Below are 18,691 nucleotides of genomic sequence, written 5' to 3'. Positions count from 1 at the left end.
ATGGTGTGGGTTGGCGCATGCCGGCCCCTATCGAGGAGCCCTTATCCATGGCCGGCAAGCCGTTGCACATCGTGCCGCCCGTCTCGGGCGTGGCGGAAATCTACGACCTCGGGCGCGGTCCCGAGACCACCAGCCAGCGCGTGAAGCGCCTGCAGGAAGAAGCCCGCCTGCTGGCCCGCGAAGAGATCGAGCGCCTGGACCGCGAAATGCGGCGCCTGGCCGACCAGGCCAGAGCCATCGCCGATGGCGGCGAGGCCTATCCGGCCGGTATCCGGGAACTGACAGGGCGGATCTCGGTCGACACCGCCCAGCGCGCCGAAATGCTGCGCGCCCTGCTCGAGCGCAAGCTTTAGGGCGGACAGGCCTTCAACAAATCCTCTTCGTCATTCTCGCCCTCGTGGCGGGAAGTCGCTATCCGCCGCAAAGCGTGAGGTACGAGCGACCTGCCGAGCAGGTCGCTCGTACCTCACGTGTCCGCTGAACCAGGGGTTCCCGCCACAGGGGCGGGTGTGATCCGAGACCGACAATTGCTGGCAGTCGCGATCTAGGCCGACCTAGTAGACGCCGGCATGGGGTGGAAGTAGGAACTTGGCACCGGCGCTGGATTTGGACCCAGGCAAGATCCGCCCTTCAGCGTGATCCTGATGGCAAGCATCTCCCGCAAATGTAACAAGAGAACGTCAGGATTTAGGCTCTGCCCGCTCCTTGATCGGCATGTAAACTGGAAAAACGGTTGCCTTCGTGCTCCACAGCTTACCGCTGGAAGATGTGAAGAGCAGTACGAGAGACGGTTGATAGATAGTGGAGGGCCACTGGGCGCCAAGCAATCGATCCCCGTCGCGGATCAGCTCCAACTTGTTTCCGAAAATGTCCGTACCAGTATTTATAGCGCATTGATTGAATTCAGCGGGCGTCGCGCCTTTGAACAAGCACTTGGCCTGTGCCTCGAAAGTCAGGAATCCCGGCAAGTATCCCCTTACTAACAGCACCCGGCTTTCATATGGAGGAACCACAAACGGAAAAGCGGCCGCAGTCTCCCCTTCGACAGCTGCGCCATCGTACTGGCCGCTGATATAGTATTGCCCGGCTCGCGCATCTTCGAGACGAGTTTCGAGATGAGTAAATGATACGGCGCGATCGGACTCATTCGAGACCGTGACCCGCCATACAAAAGGGCCGACAAGGGAGTGGCTGCCCGAGGGAAGACGACCAACGCGCCGTGTATTAAATGCGTCGCTCGTCGCTATTAGCTCTGGCACCTCAATTGAGATGCGCTCTGCCTTGGGACGTAGCTGCAGAGTCAAACTTGTAGCCGCGACCCCAAGGCTGATAAGCGCGACAAGCACGCTTGCAATAACGCCAGCCGATCGGATGGTCTCATGTGGCCAATCTGTTTTTATATCCTTCCGTTTCGCTCGACGGCGTACCCTTGCGGCTGGATTGCCGTACTTCCGCGCCAGTTTTGCGAGCTTCAAGCGAAATCTACGATCGTCCGGCAGATTGGGCATTGCCTGTCATTTTCAATGTTTGCCTAACCTTGACCATGACGCATCAGAACGACCTCGCCAACAACAGGTGAGGGTCGAAAAATTCGCTGTGGACTTCACGCACCTGAGCTGAACTTCAGATCGTCACCGCCAGCCACAGGGCGGGAATGACGGAAGGAATGGTAAGTCGCGCTGACTGCCGCGCCGTCGCCGTAAAATACGAACAGCCTCAAACCGCCGCGTTGGCCATCTTGCGCAGGCGTCGCGCCAGGTCCTCCGGACGGTCGGCGATCTGGTCGAACAGGGCCTGCACCTCGGCCTCGCCGAACCCTGCCGCGCGCAGCGTGCGCCAAGCCCCGGCCAGCACGGCCTCGGCGATATCCAGCCGATCATCGGACACATGAAGGCCCGCGCCAAACGGGCTCTGATAGGCGGCATTGGCGAGCGGCGACATGTCGGACCCTCCGGCGGTTCGCAATAATGTTCCTTTTTTGTTCCTATTTTCCGGGAGAGTCGAGTCCCTCCCGCGCCGGGCGCACAAAATAGCCCCGAGGTCGGGGGACGACCTCGGGGCTGGAAGCGCCGACGGGGCGGTCGGCGCCGTATCGGGCCGCCGGCTCACAACGGCGACCCAATTCTTGGAAAGCCTGGGGAAGGCTTAGCGGCAGACGGTCCGCTCGTAGTACGAGCCGCTGCGGCGGTCGTACTCTCGGGTCGTCCAGCACTCGCGGTCGCCGTAGTAGGGACGCGGAGCGTAGCCGTAGCTGTAGCCATAGCCCTGGCCGTAACGCGGCGGGGGCGCGTAGCGGCGGTCATAGCGATCGTCATAGCGGCGGTTATCGCCGTCCGAGATGGCCGCGCCGATCGCCAGGCCGATCACGCCGGCGGCGATGGCCGCGGCGGCGACATCGCCGTTCCTGCCGTTGTTGTGGTGGCGATAGTGGCGCGGATCGGCCGAGGCCGAGGTCGCGGCGACCAGCGAAAGGGCGGCCACGCCAGCGGCGACCCGGCCCACCGTGTTGATCAGTTTGTTGGCCATGGCGGCCTCCTTGGGTCTGTCGCTCACGGCGCGCATCGCGTCGTCTCAAGCGTCACGAAGACGATCGGACTTTCCGCCTGAACGGCGCCTGAACGGATTTTCCGAACATGTCTCGGAACCGGTTTGTTCATCTTTTTGCGTGAAAGTGATCAGGAACGAGGCCCTAGACGGCCTTCGCGTCTACGGAGACCGCCATGACGAGCACCGTGTCTTACGCCCAAGGCCAGGCCCTGCAGGTCCTGTCGTTTGAAGTCGGCGCCCAGACCTATTGCGTTCCCGTCAGCGCCGTCCGCGAGATCCGCGGCGTCACCCCGCCGACCCCTCTGCCCGACGCGCCGCCCTATGTGCGCGGCGTCATCAACCTGCGCGGCCAGGTCATGCCGGTCATCGACCTGTCGTGGCGCCTGGGCAAGGGCGTGGCTCAGGACGGTCCGCGCCAGGTGATCATCGTGGTCGAGAACCACACCGACGTCGCCGGCCTGCTGGTCGACGCCGTGTGCGACAGCTTCACGGTCGAAGCCGAACAGATCAACGCGCCCCCGGCCCTGGGTGACGGCGAGGACTCCCCGCTGGTCGCCGCCGTGATCACCGCCGGCGAAGGCTCGATGACGGTCCTGCTGGCCGTCAGCCGCATCCTTCCGGAACGCCCGGTCGCGCTCGCGGCCTAGCAGCCGACCTTTCGAACATTTGTTCGAATAGCCCCTTCCGCTCGGCCCTGACCGAACGCTAGTCTCCCCCTCAACACAGGGAGACGAGCATGAAGGCCGCTGTTCTGCGCGAGGTGGGCAAGCCCCTCGAGATCGAGACCGTGGCCATCGGCAAGCCCGGCCCGCGCGAGGTGCTGATCCGCACCAAGGCCGCCGGGGTCTGCCACTCCGACCTGCACTTCATCGAGGGCTCCTACCTTCACCCCCTGCCCGCCGTGCTGGGCCACGAGAGCGCCGGGATCGTCGAGGCAGTCGGCGACGAGGTGCGCACGGTCAAGGTCGGGGATCATGTCATCACCTGCCTCAACCCCTATTGCGGCCACTGCGAGGTCTGCCTCACCGGCCACATGAACCTGTGCATAAGCCCGGAGACCAAGCGTCCGAAGGGCGGCGAGCCGCGCCTGTTCAAGGAAGACCTGAACGGCGGGACCGGGCCGATGGCCCAGTTCCTGAACCTGTCGTCCTTCGCCGAGATGATGCTGGTGCACGAGCACGCCTGCGTCGCCATTCGCAAGGACATGCCGTTCGACCGCGCGGCCCTGATCGGCTGCTCGGTGATGACCGGCGTCGGCTCGGTGATGCACACCTCCAACGTCCGGCCGGGCGAGACCGTGGCGGTGATCGGCTGCGGCGGCGTCGGCCTGGCCACGATTAACGGCGCGGCGATCGCCGGCGCGGGCCGGATCATCGCCATCGACCGCGTCGCCTCCAAGCTGGCGCTGGCCAAGACCTTCGGCGCGACGGACGTGATTGACGGCTCGGCGGTCGACGACATCGCCAAGGCCGTGGTCGAGCTGACCGGCGGCGGGGTGCACCACAGCTTCGAGGCTATCGGCCTGAAGGTCACCGCCGAGGCCTCGTTCAAGATGCTGCGCCGGGGCGGCACGGCCAATGTGATCGGCATGATCCCGGTGGGCACCAAGATCGAGCTGCATGGCGTCGACTTCCTGGGCGAGCGCCGGATCCAGGGCAGCTATATGGGCTCCAACCGCTTCCCCGTGGACATGCCGCGCCTAGTGGACTTCTACATGTCGGGCCGGCTGAAGCTGGACGAGCTGATCTCGCGCCGGATCAAGCTGGAGGACGTCAATTCGGCGTTCGACGAGCTGAAGCGCGGCGAGTTGGCGCGGTCGGTGATCGTGTTCGACTGATCCTTCCCCATGCCTCAAGAAAGCGCGTCATCCCGGGCGGCTGCGGGCCGATCCGGGACCCAGGGGCCAAGCCCGGCGGGTTAGCCCCTGGGTCCCGGCTCTCCGCTTCGCCGCGGCCGGGATGACGAGATAGGGTGGGTGGTGAGTTTGAAGGATTCGCCATGACTGTCCGCCACACCGCCTCCCTGATCGCCCTCGCCGCCGCCCTGGTCGCCCTGCCCGCGACCGCGGCGCCCCCCATGGCCGGCAAGGCCGATCCGACCAAGGCGGTGGCCAGGATGGTCGCCTCGCCTGCGTTCCAGAAGGCGGCCGCCAAACTGGACGCCGACTACGAGCGGACGGTCGCCGACATCGTCACCTTGACCGAGATCCCGGCCCCGCCCTTCAAGGAAGAGGCGCGGGCAAAGGCCTATCTCGACATGCTGAAGGCCCACGGCCTGACCCAGGTCGAGATGGACGCCGAGGGCAATGTCATGGGCGTGCGGACCGGGACGGCCACCAAGGGCAAGGGCCCGTTCGTGGTCATCGCCGCCCACCTCGACACCGTCTTCCCGGAAGGCACGGACGTGAAGGTCAAGCGCGAGGGGACCAGGCTGATGGCCCCCGGGATCGGCGACGACACCCGCTCGCTGGCCACGCTGCTGGCCTATCTGCGCGCGCTCGACACGGCGGGGATCAAGACCAAGAGCGACATCCTGTTCGTCGGCAATGTCGGCGAGGAGGGCCCCGGCGACCTGCGCGGCGCGCGGTTCCTGTTCAACAAGGGGCCGTACAAGGGCCGGATCAGCGCCTTCTTCTCGATGGACGGCTCGGACCCGTCGCGGATCGTCGACAAGGGCGTCGGCTCCAAGCGCTATCGCGTCACCTTCAAGGGCCCGGGCGGCCACAGCTACGGCGCGTTCGGCATCGTCAATCCGATGGCGGCCATGGCCAGGGCGGTGAGCGACCTCTACGCGGTCGAGACGCCCAAGCATCCCAAGACCACCTATTCGGCGAGCGTCACGGGCGGCGGCACCTCGGTCAATTCGATCCCGAACGCGGTGTTCATGGAGTTCGACATGCGCTCGGAGAGCGCGGCCGAGCTGGCCAGGCTGGACCAGACCCTGGTCGGCATCCTCGACAAGGCCGTGGCCGGCGAGAACGCCGCCCGCTCCACCAAGGACGGCAAGATCAGCTACGAGGCCAAGGTGATCGGCGAGCGGCCGGCCGGCGAGACGCCGCGGACGGCCGACATCGTCGTGCTGACGGCGGCGGCGATCACCGCCTTGGGCTTCAAGCCCGAGCACGAGGACAGCTCGACCGACTCCAACGTGCCGATGAGCCTGGGCATTCCGGCGGTCACCATCGGGGCCGGCGGCAAGGGCGGCCGCGCCCACGCCCTGGACGAATGGATCGACATCGAGAAGGCCCCCACCGTGAAGGGCATGCAGGTGGGTCTGGCGGCGCTGCTGGCGGTGGCGGGGGTGGACTGAAAATCCTCCCCCTCTGGGGGAGGTGGCCCAGAGGGCCGGAGGGGGCAGCACGGCCTAAGCCGCATTAGCCCCCTCAGTCGCTCCGCGACAGCTCCCCCGGCAGGGGAGCATCTACTTCCGCGTCACCAGCCAGATCCCCGCGCAGACCAGGGCCAGCGCCAAGGCGTTCTTCCAGGCCAGCACGGGCTCGCGCAGGAACAGCGCCGACAGCAGCACCCCGAACACCGGGATCAGGAAGTTGAACACCGCCAGGAAGCCCACGGGGTTATGCTTGATCAGCAGGCTCCACAGGGCGAAGGCGGCCGCCGACAGGCCGGCCATATAGGCCAGCAGGGCCAGCGAGCGGGCGTCGAAGCCGCCCAGATGACCGCCCGCCACGGCGCCGATCGCCAGCAAGGCCACGCCGCCGATCGCCAGTTGCCAGCCGGTCATCACCATCGGGTCGATCTTGCTCGAAATGCCCCGGCCCCAGATCGAGCCGGCGGCCAGCACGAAGGCGGCGACGACCACGAAGCCTTCGCCCAGCAGGCTGAATTCGAAGTCCAACCCCTTGCCCCCCAGGTTCACGGCGACGACGCCCGCGAAGCCCAGCAGGCAGCCCACGACCTTGCGCGGGGTCAGGCGATCATTGGCATAGAGGAAGTGGGCCAGGATCACGCCGAAGAACGCCCCGGTGGCGTTCATGATCGACGACTTCACCCCGGTGGCGTGGGCCAGGCCGACATAGAAGAACACGTACTGCACCGTGGTCTGGAACAGGCCCAGGCCAATCAGGCGCGGGACCTGGTCGCGGGCCAGGACGATGCGCTTGCGGGCCAGCACCGCCAGGACCAGTAGGATCACCCCCGCCGCCAGGAACCGCCAGCCGGCGAACAGCATCTGGGCGGCCGTGTCGGTCTTGGCCACCTGCAGCAGGGCGTAGCCGGCCTTCACCGCCGGAAAGGCGCTGCCCCACAGCAGGCAACACAACACCGCCATGCCGACGACGAACCGCCTGTCTCGATAGAGGTCGGCGCGAGGGAGGTCGGGAGAGGACAAGGCGAACTCGCTGCGGGCGGGCGAAACGGAGCTTCTAGGCCCTGGGTCCTCGCGCTTCAATCTCGGCCGCCCCCCGCCGCCCAAGGCCTTGGAAATATTCGCAGGCAATCACAAATAACGTCGTTATTCAGGGGCGACTTTTCATCGAATTCGAGAGGCATTTCGACACACGCGGCAAGTCTTTCCCGAAATTCCTCCCAGGGTTGTTCCCAGCCTCTCTGCGGCGCTGATATCCGTGTTCGGCCCCGGCGCGTCGACGCCAAGACTTTTCGGCGCCAGTAAGGATTTCGGTCGCGATGACCCAGGACATCACCCACGAAGACCTGTCCGAGGACATCAATGCCTTCTTCGAGGTCTCGCTGGACCTGCTGGTGATCCGCGACATCGACGGCCGGGTGCTGAAGGCCAGCCGCTCGTGGCAGACCCAGCTTGGCCATCGTCCCGAGGACATGAAGGGCCGACTGCTGCTGCGCCTCGTCCATCCTGACGATCTCCCCGGCACGCTGAACAGCGTGGACGAGGTCGAGAACCGCAAGGAGGGCGATCCGGTTCTCGGCTTCATCAACCGCTATTGCCACCGCGACGGCTACTACCGCACGCTGGAATGGCGCGCCCAGCGGCACGGCGACCGCATCTATGGCGTGGCCCGGGACGTGACCGAGCGCGTGGCCGCCGAACGCGCGCTGATCGAGGCCAAGGCGGCGGCCGAAGCGGCCAATCGCGCCAAGACCGACTTCCTGGCCAATATCAGCCACGAAATCCGCACGCCGCTGAACGGCGTCATCGGCATCGTCGACGCCCTGTCGCGCACGCCGCTGAACGCCGACCAGGCCGAGATGATCGGCCTGATCCGCGACTCCGGAGCGACGCTGGAACGGCTGGTCTCCGACTTCCTGGACGTGGCCAAGATCGAGGCCAGCGAGCTGCACCTGGAGCGTCGGCCGTTCGACCTCGACCAGGCGCTTCGCCCGGGCATCGAGGTCATGCGCCATCGCGCCGAAGAGAAAGGCCTCACCCTCCGGGTCGAGCACGCCGACACGGCGCGAGGCCGCTATCTGGGCGACGGCGCCCGGATCGGCCAGGTGGTCGGCAACCTGCTGTCGAACGCCATCAAGTTCACGGAAGCCGGCGGGGTGACGCTGCGCATCGCGGCCGAGCCCGCGCCGGGCCAAGGTCCAGACGGCGACGACGTCCGCCTGACGCTGGCGGTCGAGGACACGGGCATCGGCTTCGACGCCGACCATGCCCAGGGCCTCTTCCGTCGCTTCCATCAGGCCGACGCCTCGATCAGCCGCCGGTTCGGCGGCACCGGTCTTGGCCTGTCGATCTGCCGCTCACTGGTGGAGATGATGGACGGGGAAATCTCGGCGACCTCGACGCCCGGCGCCGGCAGCCGCTTCGTCGTCTCGCTGCGCCTGCCCCGCGCCGAACCCGAGATCACGGAGGTCCGCGACGCTCAGGCCGCGCCCCTCCCGCGCGCGGGCGCGCCCTTGCGGGTGCTGCTGGTCGAGGATCATCCGACCAACCAGCGCGTCGCCCAGCTGATCCTGGCGACCCAGGGCGCGGAGGTCGTCACGGTCGGCGACGGGCTCGACGCCCTCGACGCCTTCAAGGCGGCGACCTTCGACGTCGTGCTGATGGACATGCAGATGCCTCGGATGGACGGCCTGGCCGCCACGCGCGCCATCCGCGCGCTCGAGGCCGACAGCGGCGTGCGGCGCACCCCCATCATCATGCTCAGCGCCAACGCCCTGACCGCCCATCAGGAACAAGCCCTGACCGCCGGCGCCGACCTGCACGTGTCGAAGCCGATCACCGCCGCCAACCTGCTGGCGGGCATCCAGGCGGCGATGGGTTAGGGGAGCCTAGCGCAGGCTGCGTCCGGCCTTTTCGAGGTCGGCGGCGGCCAGCTTGGGGGTGTCTTCGTTGCTGACCGGCGAGCCGCCGTCGGCGAGCATGCGGTCGATGCGGGCCTTTTGCGACTTGAACGCCGCCAGCTCCGATCCGCCCAGGATCGTGCCCTGCGGGACCTTGGCGCCGATCGGATTGACGCGCTGGCCCTTCAGCCAGACTTCGTAGTGCAGGTGCGGGCCGGTCGACATGCCCGTGGAACCGACATAGGCCACCACCTGTCCCTGGCGGACGCGCGACCCGGCGCGGACGCCCGGCGCATAGCGCGAGATGTGGGCGTAGCCGGTGTCCCACTGGCCCGAATGGCGGATGCGCAGCCAGTTGCCGTAGCCGGCCCAGCGGCGGGCCTCCAGCACGACGCCGTCGCCGGCGGCCAGGATCGGCGTGCCGCTGCCGGCGCCGAAGTCCACGCCCTTGTGCGCGCGATTGTAGCCCAGGATCGGGTGGCGACGCGCGCCGAAGGTCGAGGTGATCCGCGCGCCGTCCACCGGGGTGCGCAGCAGGAAGCCTTTGATGTTCTTTCCCATTTCGTCGAAGAACTGGGACTTTCCCTCATCGTCCTTGCGGTCGAAGGCGTAGAACTTCTGGCCCTTGACCTCGGCGTATTCCAGGTCTCCGGCCTCGATGGTCCGGCCGCTCTCGGTGACCTTGCGGTCGAAGACCAGGCAGAAGCGGTCGCCCTCGTGGATGTCCCGCGAGAAGTCGATCTTGTGCGAGAACAGCTTGGCCGCCTGGCTGATCACCGCCGGGGTGCCGCCGACGCTGGCCACGCTCTCGTAGAACGAGCCGTTCATCTCGCCGCACGCGACCTTCTGCTCGTCGCGGACCTTTTCCTCCAGCTCTCGCAGGCGCAGAGCGCCGTCGAAGGTGCGCGAGACGGTCAGGGTCGAGGACGGGCTGGTGCGCATGGACAGGCCGATCAGGCGGGCCGGGCCACGCTGGCTGCGGCGCTGGGCGATCGCGGCCTCGAAGGCCATGCCGGCCTTGATATTCACGGTGTCGATCGCGCCCTGCAGCGTGGCGACCACCTGGCGGGCCTCTTCCGGGGCGACGCCGGCGCGCTGTACGGCGCCCAATAGGGTCTCGCCCGGGCGGACCTTGACCGCGACGTTCTCGGGACGCTGGAAACCGGGCTGGGCCTCGGCGCTGGCGAAGGCGACATGTTGCAGGGCCACGAGGGCGGCGGGATCCAGCGGCGCTTTCTCGGACGGCGTCTTGACGTCGTCGGCCGTCAGCTTCCAGCCCAGGCCCAGGGCGGCGAGCCCGGCCACGGCGGTGAAAACCCTCGGCGCCCAGCGCGTCGCGCTGCGTCGCGGATCAAATTCCTGCATCGGTCCCCCGTCGGTGTCGATGCCGCGCTCGTCAAAATGACACGGCTGGGTAGCCCCCCAGCAATCGTCGGGCCGGAACATGGCCATCCCCGCCCGTAGCGGCAAGGACTATTCGGCGCTTTGGTCGTTTTGTCACGGCATGGTTAGCGGTCGCCAGGTCGCGAAGCGTAACCATATGATCCAAAAGAGAAAACGCCCACCTTTGCAGGCGGGCGTCTTGGGTACGCTCTTACTGTTACGCTTACTAGAACTCGTCGACTCAGGCCGCGTTGACCTGCTCATTCGGGTCCCGGAGCACATAGCCGCGGCCCCAGACAGTCTCGATGTGGTGCTTGCCATGCGCCGAAGCGGCCAGCTTCTTGCGCAGCTTGCAGATGAAGACGTCGATGATCTTCAGTTCCGGCTCGTCCATGCCGCCGTACAGGTGGTTCAGGAACATCTCCTTGGTCAGGGTCGTGCCCTTGCGCAGGGAGAGCAGCTCCAGCATCTGGTATTCCTTGCCGGTCAGGTGAACGCGGTTGCCGTTCACTTCGACCGTCTTGGCGTCCAGGTTCACGATGATGTCGCCGGTCTTGATGACCGACTGGGCGTGACCCTTCGAACGACGGACCACCGCGTGGATACGGGCGATCATCTCGTCCTTGTGGAACGGCTTGGTCATGTAGTCGTCGGCGCCGCCCGAGAAGGTCTTCACCTTCGTGTCGATCTCCGACGAACCCGACAGGATCATGATCGGGGTGTTGATCTTCGCGACCCGCAGGGTGCGCAGAACATCGATGCCGCTCATGTCAGGCAGATTGAGGTCGAGAAGGATCAGATCGTAGTCGTAGATCTTGCCAAGATCGACGCCTTCTTCGCCCAGATCCGTCGTATAGACGTTGAAGCCTTCAGACTTCAGCATCAGTTCGATGGTCTGCGCAGTCGCGCTGTCATCCTCGATCAACAGTACGCGCATGAGCCCCTCCACGCCAAATCTGGCGTATTCGACGTCTTAGGCGGAAATCCGCCGGTTAAACCCTACGGTCACTGTGCCGGAGAGTTAATTTAAGACTGGTTAATGGTGAATGTTTCCGTTGGCAGAATGGTTAATCTGATTTGCGAATCGGGTGCAAGCGGGCGCACCGCCCTTGGACACATTGGTCGCAGGCGTCGCAGGCCCCCTTTCCAGGTCCCTAATTCGGGTCCGGAAATCCCTAAGATCCAAGCCAGGAAAGCGGTGCGAACATCGTTACGCCGTTAAGGCCGGATGTGGGCGCGTTCATAGGTGAGTCGCGATTGCGGCGTTCTGTCGCGAGAATTTGAAGCGGCCAAGTTCGCCCGTCGCGTGTGTCAGGCGCTCGACCTAACGAGAGGGCGCGACGCCCCGCCGCAGGGCCTAGGCGACGTTTTCTTCGGCCAGCCAGCCGGCGGCTCGAAGCTTGGCCACGGAGCGCGGCTGACGGGGGCGGTTTCGCCGTCGGTGAGCAGCAGGCGCAGGTTCCGGCCGTCCCGCTCGACGCCGACGATGGCGCGCCGCGCCACCCACCACGAGCGATGGGTCTGCAGCCCCTCGACGCCGGACAGGCCCGCCGTCACCCGCGCCAGGGGCCCCATCTCCAGCCGCGAGCCGCGCTCGGTGCGGACCCGGACATAGTGGTCCTCCATCCTGAGGTAGAGGACAGCCCCGGGATCGGTAGCGGGCTTGACGGCCTCGACCGGGACAAGGCCCTCGTGCGCGTGCGTACGTGAGCGCTTACGGGCGCGCACGCGCAATAGGTAGTAGACGATGACGATCGGGGTCGTGGTCGCCACGCACTGGCCGTACCACTCCAGCCACGGCACGGCGCGCTCCAGGTGCGGCCAGATGGCGATCGCCACGACTCGGGACAGCGCGCCCTGGATCGCCCCGCCGACCAGGATGACGACCGGGATCGGCGCCCAGTCCGGCGCGCGCAGCTTCTGGGCCAGGGCCACCGAGATCCGCGTAAGCAAGCCGAACAGCACCATCCCGACCACGATGCTACCGGTCCAGTAGGCGATCCGCAGCGGCGGCCTGTCGTTGAAGAAGCTTCCATAGGGGCCCATCACCCCCAGCAGCGCGCCGATCGCCGTGCCGACGGCCAGATCGATCGCCCATTCGCGGGCGGTCCCCAGAAGCGGCGCTCTCGAAGCGTTGGCGGTCATGCCCTTCCTATAGAGCGCCGTTATGCGGAGTCGCTAGCCTTCCGCCCGTTCGCCGCGCCACGAACCCATTCGCCCATTCGCGCAGCGGCGCTGGCGACGGCGGAACACCGGCCCCACAGCGAGGCATCGTCATCCTCAAGGGACCGTCCAGACCATCATGTCGCTTCGTGCTCTTCTCTCCGCCGCCGCCCTCGCCGCGGCCGCCCTCGCCTCTCCCGCGCTCCTGCCTTCACAGGCTTGGGCCGCCAACGCCGGCTTCATGGTGCTGAGCCAGCCCCGGGCCGAGGGGCCGCCGGTCGAGGTCGGGATCTGGTACCCGACCGACGCCACGCCCTCGCCCATGGCCCTGGGCTCGTGGGGCCACACCGTGGCGGCCGGCGCGCCGATGGTCGGCGATCGCCTGCCGCTGATCGTCATGTCGCACGGCAACGGCGGCTTCTTCGGCGGTCACGCCGACACCGCCCAGGCCCTGGCCGAGGCCGGCTTCGTGGTCGCCGCCCTCACCCATCCGGGAGACAACTATCGCGATCAGAGCCGCGCCACGGCCATGGCCGACCGCCCGGCGGCCCTGTCGGCCCTGATCGGCTGGATGCTGGACGCCTCGCCGATGAAGGCGAAGCTGGACCCTGCCCGGGTCGGCGCCTTCGGCTTTTCGTCGGGCGGCTTCACCGTGCTGGCGGCCGCCGGCGGCCAGCCCGACATCCGCAAGGTGCCCGAGCACTGCAAGGTCCATCCGACCAACTATGACTGCAAATTGACCGCCAGCAATCCGCCGCCCGCCGACGCCTTGACCGCCAGATGGGTCCACGATCCGCGCATCAAGGCCGTGGTCTCGGCGGCGCCTGCCATGGGCTATTCGTTCGGCGCCAGCGGTCTGAAGGGCGTCACCATCCCGGTCCAGCTGTGGAAGGCCAGCGACGACGAGATCCTGCCCGGCGACGACTACGCCGAGTTCGTGCACAGGAACCTCGGCCGGCCGCACGACTACCGCGTCGTGCAAGGGGCGCGGCATTTCGACTTCCTCACACCCTGCAACGCCGCGCCGGTGGGCGGGACCGCGGTCTTGTGCGCCAGCGCGCCGGGCTTTGACCGCCGGGCCTTCCACCGCGACTTCAACACCGCCGTGACCCGGTTCTTCACCGACCAATTGGTCGCACCGGGGAAGCCGCTTCCGAAGGGCTGACTTCACACCCGGTTAACCACGATGGCGGAGTCTGACGCTTCAGTTTCAGGAGCCGCTTTGCGTAGCCTCATCGCCGCCGTCGAACGTATCGATCCGCTGACCGTCTATGGCCGCGTCGCCGCCGTGAATGGTCTGCTGATCGAGGTCCGGGGCGGCCTGACGCGGCTGGCCGTCGGCGCTCGAGTCGAGATCGAGCGCCTCGGCCAGAAGGCCCTGCCGGCCGAGGTCGTCGGCTTCCGCGAGACCCGCGCCCTGCTGATGCCCTTCGGCCCCGTCGAGGGCGTGGCCCCCGGCGCGGAGATCCGCATCGTGCCGGAAGGCGCGACCGTCCGTCCGACCAAGGCCTGGCTGGGCCGCATCATCAACGCCTTCGGCGAGCCGATCGACGGCCTGGGCCCGCTGCCGCAAGGCGAGGTTCCCTACCCGCTGAAGACCCCGCCGCCGCCGGCCCATGCCCGGGGTCGCGTCGGCGAGCGCCTGGACCTGGGCGTGCGCTCGATGAACGTCTTCACCACCACCTGCCGCGGCCAGCGCCTGGGCATCTTCGCCGGCTCGGGCGTCGGCAAGTCGGTGCTGTTGTCCATGCTGGCCAAGGAAGCCACCTGCGACGCCGTCGTGGTCGGCCTGATCGGCGAACGGGGCCGCGAGGTCCGCGAGTTCGTCGAGGAGACCCTGGGCGAGGAAGGCCTGCGCCGCGCCGTCGTCGTGGTCGCCACCTCGGACGAGCCCGCCCTGACCCGCCGCCAAGCCGCCTACATGACCCTGGCGATCAGCGAGTATCTGCGCGACCAGGACCAGGAAGTCCTGTGCCTGATGGACTCGGTGACCCGCTTCGCCATGGCCCAGCGCGAGATCGGCCTGGCCGCCGGCGAGCCGCCGACCACCAAGGGCTATACGCCCACCGTCTTCACCGAGCTGCCCAAGCTGCTGGAACGCGCCGGCCCCGGTCCGATCCGCCCGGACGGCACCACCGCCGCGCCGATCACCGCCCTGTTCACCGTCCTCGTCGACGGCGACGACCACAACGAGCCGATCGCCGACGCCACGCGCGGTATTCTGGACGGCCACATCGTCATGGAGCGCGCCATCGCCGAGCGCGGCCGCTTCCCCGCCATCAACGTCTTGAAGTCGATCAGCCGGACCATGCCCGGCTGCCAGCACGAGCACGAGCGCGCCATCGTCAAGGGCGCGCGCCAGGTCATGTCGGCCTACGCCAACATGGAAGAGCTGATCCGCATCGGCGCCTATCGCGCCGGGGCCGACGCCGTCGTCGACCGCGCCATCCGCCTAAATCCGGCGATCGAAGCTTTCCTTAGCCAAGATAAGGAAGAAGCAACGTCTCTGGACGACTCTTTCGCCTACCTGGGGCAGATCCTCGAGAGTGAGTACTGATGACCAAGTGGGCCGCCTCGTTGATCCGCATCTCGACCCACGAGGTCGAGACCCTGCAAAAACGCCTCGCCGAGATCGTCGAGCGCCGCATGGCCGCCGAGCTGCGCATCGCCATGCTGGACGCCGAAGCGGAGGTCGAGACCAAGAACGCCGAGGGTGACGCCAACGCCGGCTGGTACATGATCGGCTATCTGGAAGGCCACAAGCGCCGCAAGGCCGACATGCTGGTCCAGATCGACCAGTGCCATCAGGAAGAGGTCGGCGCCCGCGACGCCCTCTCCGAGGCCTTCGAGAACCTCAAGAAGTACGAACACGTCGCCGAACAGGCCAAGATCGTCGCCACCAAGAAGCTGGATGCCTACGAAGCCGCCCAGATGGACGAAGTGAGCATCCGCCGCGTCGCCATGGGCGGGCGGTAAAATGCCCCTCCAGGCTGTCATTCTGGGTCTTCGCCCAGGATGACAATTAGAAACACCCTCACGCGCCGCGCCGCCATCACCTCGGCCCTGGCGCTGAGCGCCTGCGGTCAGGGCGCCAAGAGCCAACCCCAACCCGCGGGTCCCCCGCCGCCCCCGCTGCGCGGCCTGGTCAACTTCCCGGTCGGCTGCTGCGTGCAGGAACGCTGGCTGGGGCTGCCCGAATACGCCGACCTGCTGGGCGAGCAGTTCTCCCAACTCACCGCCGAGTGGGAGATGAAGATGGAGTACATCCTGCGCGATAACGGGAACCTCCTGTTCGATCGCCCGGATTCCATCGCCTCGTTCGCCAAGGCGCGCGACATGCGCCTGCACGGCCACTCGCTGATCTGGTTCGCCAATGAGATGGGGCCGTTCAAGCGCCTAGACGGCCAGAAGCCCGCCTTCGCCAACGCCTATCGCAACTACATCGAGACCGTCGTCGGCCGCTATCGCGGCGTGGCCAACGGCTGGGACGTGGTTAACGAGCCGATCGCCGACGACGGCGAACGCCTGCGCGACTGCCTGTGGACCCGCAATCTGGGTGTCGACGACCACATCGCCCTGGCCCTGGAGCACGCCCGCGCGGCGGACCCGAACGCGGTGCTGTTCATCAACGACTATCACCTCGAGCTGAAGCCCAAGAAGCGCGCGACCTTCATGCGGCTGGTCGAGCGCCTGTTGAAGCGCGGCGCGCCGCTGACCGGCATCGGCACCCAGACCCACATCGACTACGACCTGCCCGCCGGCGCGGTTCGCACGGCGATCCAGGAGCTGGCCAGCTTCGGCCTGCCGATCCATCTCTCGGAACTGGACGTCTCGCTGGGCGACCGCTTCAACCCCGCCTTCCCGGGCGACCGCTACGAGCGCCAGGCCGACAAGGTGCGCGAGGTCGCCGAGGCCTTCATGGCCCTGCCGGCCCGCCAGCGTCACGCCTTCACCGTCTGGGGTCTGCGCGACAGCGACACCTGGCTGCGCGGCTCATCGGGCCAGCGCCCGAAGGACGAGCCGCTGATGTTCGACGAGGCCGGCCGTCCCAAGCTGACCGGCCGGACCTTGGCCGAGGTGTTTCAGCATCGCTGATCACCCGCCCCTTAACTAAACGCCGACCTTTTGCCGATCATAGTTCAGCGATCGTCGGGAGGGGTTCGGGTGACGGCCAGTGCGTTGAGTGGGGATGATGCGAGGGGCTGGATGAGGCCCGTCGTCCTGACCTGCGTCTATTTCGCGGGCCTGGCCTACAGCCTGTTCCTGGCCGGGGCCACGCACAACATCCCCACGATCTGGACGGCCAACGCCGTCGCGATCGCCGCCATGATGGTGCTGCGCCGTCGTGAGGCCATCGGCTTCCTGGTCGCCACCAGCCTGCTTCACGTCACCCTGGAATCCCTGATCGGCGCGCCGCTGCGCTTCGTGCTGATCGTGACGGTGCTGGACACGATCCAGACCGTCGGCACCGCGGCCCTGCTGGGCTGGTTGCGCGTGCCGGCCAGGGTGCGCGACCCGCGCGGCCTGATGATGGTCATCGCCGTCGCCTCGGCCTTGACCGCGGTCGGCGCGGTCGGCGTCAACGGCCTCCTGGCGCTGAGCGGCGGACGGCCGTTCTTTCTAGGCTGGAGCGAGTGGACCACCTCCAACGTGCTGGGCGTGGCCATTATCCTGCCCGTCGTGCTGATCCTGATGGACCGCCGCCATCTGCAGGGCTTCCACGTCCGCTCGCTGGAGGCCAGCGCGACCCTGCTGCTGGTGCTGGCGACCTCGGCCGTGGTGTTCGTCACCGACGCCGACTACCAGGTAATGCTGTTCGCCCCCGCCCTGCTGGCCGCCTTCCGGGGCGGGCCGCGCGCCGTGGCCGTGGTGGTGACGGCCTCGATGGCCATGGCCATCCCCGCCGTGCTGCAGCGAACGGGCCTCGACATCAAGGTCGCCCTGCCGCCGCTGCGCCACGCCCTCGTCTTCCACGTCGTGCTGTACGCCGTGAGCATGGTCGCCGCCCTGGCCCTGGGTCGCCAGGCGCGCCTGCAGGCCCTGCTGGTCCGCCGCCAGGCCGCCGCCCGCGCCGCCCAGGCCCGCGCCCAGGCCGCCAGCCAGGCCAAGTCCGACTTCCTGGCCACCATCAGCCACGAGATCCGCACCCCGCTGAACAGCATCCTGGGCTTCGCCGGCCTAGTGGCCGACGATCCCCACCTGTCCGTCGAGAACCGTCGCCGCCTGGCCCTGGTCGGCAGCGCCGGCCGCTCGCTGGCCGAGATCGTCGGCGACCTCCTGGACTTCGCCAAGGTCGAGGCCGGGCGCCTGGACCTGGCCCTGACGCCGACCGCGCCCGCCGCCCTGCTGCGCGACGCCGTCGCCATCATCGCCCCTGAGGCGGCCGCCAAGGGCCTGCGCCTGCGCACCGAGCTGGACGCCACCGGCGACGGTGATCTCGAGACGCCCCTGGCCCTGGACGAGACCCGCCTGCGCCAAGTGCTGCTGAACCTGCTGGCCAACGCCCTGAAATTCACCCGCGAGGGCGAGGTCACCGCCCGCCTGACCGTCGGCCCCGCCGTCGGCGAACTGCGGTTCGAGGTCATCGACACCGGCATCGGCATCGCGTCCGAGGTGCAGGCGCGACTATTCCAGCGCTTCTCCCAGGGCGACAGCTCGATCAGCCGCAGCTACGGCGGCACCGGCCTGGGCCTGGCGATCAGCAAGGCCCTGGTCAGCCGGATGGGCGGCGAGATCGGCGTCGAAAGCCAGCTGGGCCATGGCGCGCGCTTCTGGATCACGCTGACGGCCGAACCCTGCCCCGAGGTCGATCTCACCGCCGGCCGCCCCAGCGCCGCGCCCATCCCCGACCGCGCCGCCCGCGTGCTGCTGGTCGACGACCATCCGATGAACCGCGAGCTGGGCAAGGCGCTGTTGACCCTGGCCGGCTGCGAGGTGGTCACCGCCGACGACGGCGCCCAGGCCGTGGAAGCGGTCCAGGCCGACGCCTTCGACCTGGTGCTGATGGACGTCCACATGCCTCGCATGGACGGTCTGGCCGCCGCCCGCGCCATCCGCGCCCTGCCCGGCCCGCTCAGCGCCATCCCGATCATCGCCCTCAGCGCCGACGCCCTGCCCGAGCAGATCGCCCGCTGCCGCGCGGCCGGCATGAGCGACCACGTCGCCAAGCCGATCCGCCGCGAAGACCTGATCGCCGCCGTCGCCCGGGCCCTGACGCCCGGCGAGGCCGCGTCACGAGAACAGGCCCAAGGTTAAGCCCAGGTCATACTGGCCCCACTCAGGGTTAAATCGGCGTCATGACGGTCTTGTAAGTTGAGGCGGCCCCGCCACGACCGTAAATCGCCCCACCTCGGCGCGTAACGCCGATCAGTGAA

The 18,691-nt window shown here is 67.6% G+C and carries 17 protein-coding genes and 1 pseudogene; 10 read left to right on the top strand and 8 right to left on the bottom strand.

Annotated features, from left to right (window positions below):
- Positions 1 to 47 precede the first annotated feature (47 nt).
- A complete protein-coding gene (locus AC1RRV_RS02725) occupies positions 48 to 353 on the top strand; it encodes a hypothetical protein (protein WP_492858023.1) in 306 nt (101 codons plus the stop codon).
- A gap of 327 nt (positions 354 to 680) precedes the next feature.
- On the opposite strand, the gene AC1RRV_RS02720 is transcribed toward AC1RRV_RS02725, so the two are convergent.
- From AC1RRV_RS02720 to AC1RRV_RS02710, 3 genes are all read right to left on the bottom strand, one after another.
- On the bottom strand, positions 681 to 1,508 hold the full coding sequence (locus tag AC1RRV_RS02720) for a hypothetical protein (protein WP_492858022.1): 828 nt from the start codon (positions 1,506 to 1,508) through the stop codon (positions 681 to 683).
- 208 nt (positions 1,509 to 1,716) lie between these two features.
- Positions 1,717 to 1,941 (bottom strand): hypothetical protein, encoded by a 225-nt coding sequence (locus AC1RRV_RS02715; RefSeq protein ID WP_492858021.1) that lies wholly within the window; start codon positions 1,939 to 1,941, stop codon positions 1,717 to 1,719.
- Positions 1,942 to 2,145: 204 nt separating this feature from the next.
- Positions 2,146 to 2,526, bottom strand: a complete 381-nt coding sequence (locus AC1RRV_RS02710) for a hypothetical protein (protein WP_492858020.1) — start codon at positions 2,524 to 2,526, stop codon at positions 2,146 to 2,148.
- 194 nt (positions 2,527 to 2,720) lie between these two features.
- Here AC1RRV_RS02710 and AC1RRV_RS02705 point away from each other — a divergent pair, with 194 nt between their 5' ends.
- Entirely contained in the window at positions 2,721 to 3,194 is a 474-nt protein-coding gene (locus tag AC1RRV_RS02705; protein ID WP_492858019.1) for a chemotaxis protein CheW, read from the top strand.
- Between the two features lie 89 nt (positions 3,195 to 3,283).
- Positions 3,284 to 4,384, top strand: coding sequence for a Zn-dependent alcohol dehydrogenase (locus tag AC1RRV_RS02700; protein ID WP_492858018.1), 1,101 nt, complete (start codon positions 3,284 to 3,286; stop codon positions 4,382 to 4,384).
- A 27-nt stretch (positions 4,385 to 4,411) separates the two neighbouring features.
- Here AC1RRV_RS02700 and AC1RRV_RS02695 read toward each other — a convergent pair.
- Positions 4,412 to 4,508, bottom strand: a pseudogene (locus AC1RRV_RS02695) (hypothetical protein); the annotation flags it as partial.
- A gap of 37 nt (positions 4,509 to 4,545) precedes the next feature.
- On the opposite strand from AC1RRV_RS02695, the gene AC1RRV_RS02690 reads away from it, so the two are divergent.
- Positions 4,546 to 5,856: a M20/M25/M40 family metallo-hydrolase gene (locus tag AC1RRV_RS02690; protein ID WP_492858017.1), complete on the top strand. Its 1,311-nt coding sequence runs from the start codon at positions 4,546 to 4,548 to the stop codon at positions 5,854 to 5,856.
- 111 nt (positions 5,857 to 5,967) lie between these two features.
- On the opposite strand, the gene AC1RRV_RS02685 is transcribed toward AC1RRV_RS02690, so the two are convergent.
- Positions 5,968 to 6,834: a DMT family transporter gene (locus AC1RRV_RS02685; protein WP_492858106.1), complete on the bottom strand. Its 867-nt coding sequence runs from the start codon at positions 6,832 to 6,834 to the stop codon at positions 5,968 to 5,970.
- Between the two features lie 356 nt (positions 6,835 to 7,190).
- On the opposite strand from AC1RRV_RS02685, the gene AC1RRV_RS02680 reads away from it, so the two are divergent.
- Positions 7,191 to 8,753, top strand: a complete 1,563-nt coding sequence (locus AC1RRV_RS02680) for an ATP-binding protein (RefSeq protein ID WP_492858016.1) — start codon at positions 7,191 to 7,193, stop codon at positions 8,751 to 8,753.
- A gap of 6 nt (positions 8,754 to 8,759) precedes the next feature.
- On the opposite strand, the gene AC1RRV_RS02675 is transcribed toward AC1RRV_RS02680, so the two are convergent.
- The 3 genes from AC1RRV_RS02675 to AC1RRV_RS02665 form a co-directional block, all read right to left on the bottom strand.
- Entirely contained in the window at positions 8,760 to 10,136 is a 1,377-nt protein-coding gene (locus AC1RRV_RS02675) for a M23 family metallopeptidase (protein ID WP_492858105.1), read from the bottom strand.
- A gap of 259 nt (positions 10,137 to 10,395) precedes the next feature.
- Positions 10,396 to 11,091 carry a response regulator transcription factor CtrA gene (gene ctrA, locus AC1RRV_RS02670; protein WP_047407858.1) on the bottom strand — a complete coding sequence of 232 codons (696 nt, stop codon included), beginning with the start codon at positions 11,089 to 11,091 and terminating at the stop codon, positions 10,396 to 10,398.
- Positions 11,092 to 11,465: 374 nt separating this feature from the next.
- Positions 11,466 to 12,299: a LytTR family DNA-binding domain-containing protein gene (locus AC1RRV_RS02665; RefSeq protein ID WP_492858015.1), complete on the bottom strand. Its 834-nt coding sequence runs from the start codon at positions 12,297 to 12,299 to the stop codon at positions 11,466 to 11,468.
- Positions 12,300 to 12,456: 157 nt separating this feature from the next.
- Between AC1RRV_RS02665 and AC1RRV_RS02660 the strand changes: the two genes are divergently transcribed.
- The 5 genes from AC1RRV_RS02660 (at position 12,457) to AC1RRV_RS02640 (ending at position 18,572) form a co-directional block, all read left to right on the top strand.
- Positions 12,457 to 13,482 (top strand): alpha/beta hydrolase family protein, encoded by a 1,026-nt coding sequence (locus AC1RRV_RS02660; protein ID WP_492858014.1) that lies wholly within the window; start codon positions 12,457 to 12,459, stop codon positions 13,480 to 13,482.
- 57 nt (positions 13,483 to 13,539) lie between these two features.
- A complete protein-coding gene (gene fliI / locus AC1RRV_RS02655) occupies positions 13,540 to 14,874 on the top strand; it encodes a flagellar protein export ATPase FliI (RefSeq protein ID WP_492858013.1) in 1,335 nt (444 codons plus the stop codon).
- Positions 14,874 to 15,293, top strand: a complete 420-nt coding sequence (locus AC1RRV_RS02650; protein WP_492858012.1) for a flagellar export protein FliJ — start codon at positions 14,874 to 14,876, stop codon at positions 15,291 to 15,293. Before fliI ends, AC1RRV_RS02650 begins: the two co-directional genes overlap by 1 nt.
- Before the next feature lie 39 nt (positions 15,294 to 15,332).
- Complete coding sequence (locus AC1RRV_RS02645; RefSeq protein WP_492858011.1) at positions 15,333 to 16,412, top strand: endo-1,4-beta-xylanase; 1,080 nt, start codon at positions 15,333 to 15,335, stop codon at positions 16,410 to 16,412.
- A gap of 111 nt (positions 16,413 to 16,523) precedes the next feature.
- Positions 16,524 to 18,572: a hybrid sensor histidine kinase/response regulator gene (locus AC1RRV_RS02640; RefSeq protein ID WP_492858010.1), complete on the top strand. Its 2,049-nt coding sequence runs from the start codon at positions 16,524 to 16,526 to the stop codon at positions 18,570 to 18,572.
- Positions 18,573 to 18,691: the final 119 nt, after the last annotated feature.

The sequence above is a fragment of the Caulobacter sp. GW821-FHT11E10 genome (assembly GCF_058808375.1).
This window is presented reverse-complemented; position numbering and strand designations above follow the sequence as displayed.

Bases quoted from the DNA above. Each gene is read 5' to 3' on its own strand.
- AC1RRV_RS02725 (WP_492858023.1), top strand. From the start codon at position 48: ATGGCCGGCAAGCCGTTGCACATCGTGCCGCCCGTCTCGGGCGTGGCG.
- AC1RRV_RS02720 (WP_492858022.1), bottom strand. From the start codon at position 1,508: ATGCCCAATCTGCCGGACGATCGTAGATTTCGCTTGAAGCTCGCAAAA.
- AC1RRV_RS02715 (WP_492858021.1), bottom strand. From the start codon at position 1,941: ATGTCGCCGCTCGCCAATGCCGCCTATCAGAGCCCGTTTGGCGCGGGC.
- AC1RRV_RS02710 (WP_492858020.1), bottom strand. From the start codon at position 2,526: ATGGCCAACAAACTGATCAACACGGTGGGCCGGGTCGCCGCTGGCGTG.
- AC1RRV_RS02705 (WP_492858019.1), top strand. From the start codon at position 2,721: ATGACGAGCACCGTGTCTTACGCCCAAGGCCAGGCCCTGCAGGTCCTG.
- AC1RRV_RS02700 (WP_492858018.1), top strand. From the start codon at position 3,284: ATGAAGGCCGCTGTTCTGCGCGAGGTGGGCAAGCCCCTCGAGATCGAG.
- AC1RRV_RS02690 (WP_492858017.1), top strand. From the start codon at position 4,546: ATGACTGTCCGCCACACCGCCTCCCTGATCGCCCTCGCCGCCGCCCTG.
- AC1RRV_RS02685 (WP_492858106.1), bottom strand. From the start codon at position 6,834: ATGGCGGTGTTGTGTTGCCTGCTGTGGGGCAGCGCCTTTCCGGCGGTG.
- AC1RRV_RS02680 (WP_492858016.1), top strand. From the start codon at position 7,191: ATGACCCAGGACATCACCCACGAAGACCTGTCCGAGGACATCAATGCC.
- AC1RRV_RS02675 (WP_492858105.1), bottom strand. From the start codon at position 10,136: ATGCAGGAATTTGATCCGCGACGCAGCGCGACGCGCTGGGCGCCGAGG.
- ctrA (WP_047407858.1), bottom strand. From the start codon at position 11,091: ATGCGCGTACTGTTGATCGAGGATGACAGCGCGACTGCGCAGACCATC.
- AC1RRV_RS02665 (WP_492858015.1), bottom strand. From the start codon at position 12,299: ATGACCGCCAACGCTTCGAGAGCGCCGCTTCTGGGGACCGCCCGCGAA.
- AC1RRV_RS02660 (WP_492858014.1), top strand. From the start codon at position 12,457: ATGTCGCTTCGTGCTCTTCTCTCCGCCGCCGCCCTCGCCGCGGCCGCC.
- AC1RRV_RS02650 (WP_492858012.1), top strand. From the start codon at position 14,874: ATGACCAAGTGGGCCGCCTCGTTGATCCGCATCTCGACCCACGAGGTC.
- AC1RRV_RS02645 (WP_492858011.1), top strand. From the start codon at position 15,333: ATGACAATTAGAAACACCCTCACGCGCCGCGCCGCCATCACCTCGGCC.
- AC1RRV_RS02640 (WP_492858010.1), top strand. From the start codon at position 16,524: ATGAGGCCCGTCGTCCTGACCTGCGTCTATTTCGCGGGCCTGGCCTAC.